We start from the raw sequence: 3,095 nt of genomic DNA, 5'->3' as shown, positions 1-3,095 counted from the left end.
AGTATAGAGTTATGTAAAGGCCAAAAAAATAATTGAAGCGATAAGAAAACAAAAAAGTCCACTTTAGACAAATCCCAGTAGGATTTTTTGCTAAATCAAAATTCAAAAATAGTAAAATTTTTTTTATTGCCAACAAATGTCCATCACAGATCCAAATAAAATTGGAACCCTTTGGTCATATCTAAAAAATCTAAAATCTATAATTTAGAATCTCTCTAGGCCAAATTAATCATAAATGGTCAGAGGAAAAAACTTTTTTAAGAAAAATTCAAGAAAAGCGTAACGCCCGCCCACTTTTCTTGCTACCTCAAAGTAGAATTATCTAGCGGGAGGAAGATTATGAAGATTGGTAAAACCTCAGACATTGATTCTGTACGCACTTATCTAAGAGAAATTGGTCGTGTTCCCCTATTAACCCACGAAGAAGAAATTCTTTATGGGAAACAGGTGCAACGCTTAACAGCTTTGCAGGAATTCAATCAGACTTTAGCTGAAGCGTTAGGTCGTAAGCCAACATTAACAGAATGGGCTGATGCCAAAAATCTTTCAATGAGTGAATTGCAACGTATTATCAGGGAAGGTGAAAGAGCAAAGCGGAAAATGGTAGAGGCCAATTTACGCTTGGTCGTATCTGTTGCTAAAAAGTATATCAAACGAAATGTAGATTTGCTTGATTTAATTCAAGAAGGTACTATTGGTATGCAGCGAGGAGTAGAAAAGTTTGACCCTACCAAGGGTTATAGATTTTCTACTTATGCTTATTGGTGGATTCGTCAGGCCATTACTAGAGCGATCGCAGAAAAAGGCCGCACAATTCGTTTACCTATTCATATTACAGAAAAGCTGAACAAGATTAAAAAAGTCCAGCGTCAACTGACTCAACAGCTAGGACGTTCCGCTACTACTGCTGAAATAGCAGCAGAACTAGGTTTAACTCCAAAACAAATTCGGGAATGTTTAGAAAGGGCTCGCTTACCTTTATCACTTGATTTGCGAGTGGGAGATAACCAAGATACAGAGTTAGGAGATTTGTTAGAAGACACGGGAGCTTCTCCAGAAGATTATGCTCTCCAATCTTCCATGCGGACTGATTTAGAATCAATTATGGCTGACCTAACTCCTCAACAAAAGCAAGTTTTGGCCTTAAGGTTTGGTTTAGAAGATGGGCAAAGCATGACTTTATCGAAAATTGGCGATCGCCTAAATATTAGTCGTGAAAGAGTACGACAGATAGAGCGGGAAGCTTTAAGTAAACTGCGTAAAAGAAAGCAAGATATGAATGATTATTTAGCTAGTTAAGGATAATCAAATGCTTTGATAAACTTATACATTAATCTAATTTAATGTTATATTTCTGCTTCGGTGTATCAGTTTAGCCGAAGCAGAAAATTTATTTTTTGATGCTCTACAGACAAAGACAAGATAAGCATTCAGCCGTCAGCTACCAGCTATCAGCTATTAACTCATTATTTTATTAGGAGGAATTAGTCTGATGGCGAGAATTAAAAGTCTGACACGAAAAAGGTTATGAGCTAACTCTATTCAATAATTGATAATTGATAATTGATAATTAATAATTACCTCTAGTTAAAACCGTGACGGAATTGAAGATGAGGAAATATCCTAGCACTTTTTTCCCCTATCCAAGGGGAGGCTTTAAACCAGAATTATTTAATAATTAATAATTAATAATTAATAATTCGGTAAGTTATTAACTTCAAAAGCTGAGAGCTGTTTGGGCAGCATTCTGGAACNATATCCTAGCACTTTTTTCCCCTATCCAAGGGGAGGCTTTAAACCAGAATTATTTAATAATTAATAATTAATAATTAATAATTCGGTAAGTTATTAACTTCAAAAGCTGAGAGCTGTTTGGGCAGCATTCTGGAACGGAAATACTAATAGCTGAATGCTTACAAGACAAGAATTGCTCCAAGGTTAGTACCAATAAGCCTTAAAATCTTTGTTGAGAGACTGAAGACGGGAATCTAGGGAGAGATGACATGGTATTGATTATATAATATAGTATATTAGGATTTATCATTATTTCTTTCTCCTTCTCACCCCATCTCATCATAAATTTTCAATTTTCACCCTAGTTATTGGTAAAGCAAAGACTATATAGGACTCATTGGGAATATGAGCAAAGGTGCAGGTTTTTGGCTCTTGAGTCAGAATTCAGAATTCAGGAGATGGAGAAAGAATAGAGGAAAAAGATATAATCTAGGCTCCCTTGCTTCACCATCTTACACTCTCCCCTACTCCCTCACTACCCTACTCCCCTACTGCCCATATATATTTTAATATAGAATCCCTTCAGGGATTCTATAGTGGGGACTTCTAGCAACATTCTGTTAAATTAGTATTGAGGAAGTAAAACAAATATTAACAATTGCAATAGATATGGTTGGTTAAGTCCATAAACCATACTTGTCAAAAAGAGTTTCTGAAATGGAGGTAGAAAGTGACCAATAGAAACAATAACAGGCCAGAGTTGTTTGAAGAAAGTTCAGAAGGAGCCAATTTACTTTGGCAATATGTCCAATCTATGAGTCCAGATACAGTGTCCCACTTATCAAAACCAAATTCCCAAGAAGTTTTTCAGGTGATGGAGCGAAATATTATTGGACTATTAGGCAATCTACCCTCAGAACAATTTAATGTAAATGTAACAACTAGCAGAGAAAATTTAGGTAAATTATTAGCTTCAGCAATGCTCAGTGGCTATTTTATTAGAAATGCTGAACAGAGAATGACATTTGAAAATTCTTTGAAAATGGATCGAACATTTAATAATGAGGCTTAATTAGTCAAATTTTAATTATTCCCTGGGTTGTTAGACCGGGGAATTTTTATTAGAAATAGGGAATAGGGAACAGGGAAAAAATTTTCATGCCCAAGGTCAGAAAAATGATGACTGTAAGTTACTTTTACAACTCTAGCTTATGCTAAATAAAGAGTAAGTTTATTTTTTGGAGATATCTATTGAAGGAAGGAAAATATTCAAGAATTTAGAATTTAGAATTTAGAATGCGCGAATTACCTCTCCTTGAAAAGAAGAGGATTGACGAACAGGAAAATTTTTATTTATTATC

2 protein-coding genes are annotated in these 3,095 nt (G+C 35.0%); both read left to right on the top strand.

Features of this window, described 5'->3' with window-relative positions; all coding sequences use genetic code 11:
* The first annotated feature begins 339 nt into the window (after positions 1 to 339).
* On the top strand, positions 340 to 1,299 hold the full coding sequence (locus tag AFK68_RS04280; protein WP_094671733.1) for an RNA polymerase sigma factor, RpoD/SigA family: 960 nt from the start codon (positions 340 to 342) through the stop codon (positions 1,297 to 1,299).
* 1,165 nt (positions 1,300 to 2,464) lie between these two features.
* Entirely contained in the window at positions 2,465 to 2,806 is a 342-nt protein-coding gene (locus tag AFK68_RS04275) for a DUF760 domain-containing protein (RefSeq protein WP_094671732.1), read from the top strand.
* Positions 2,807 to 3,095: the final 289 nt, after the last annotated feature.

The sequence above is a fragment of the Hydrocoleum sp. CS-953 genome, assembly GCF_002260545.1.
Taxonomy (GTDB): Bacteria; Cyanobacteriota; Cyanobacteriia; order Cyanobacteriales; family Microcoleaceae; genus Trichodesmium.
The sequence above is the reverse complement of the archived record's forward strand: the minus strand, read 5'-3'. Positions and strand labels throughout refer to the sequence as shown.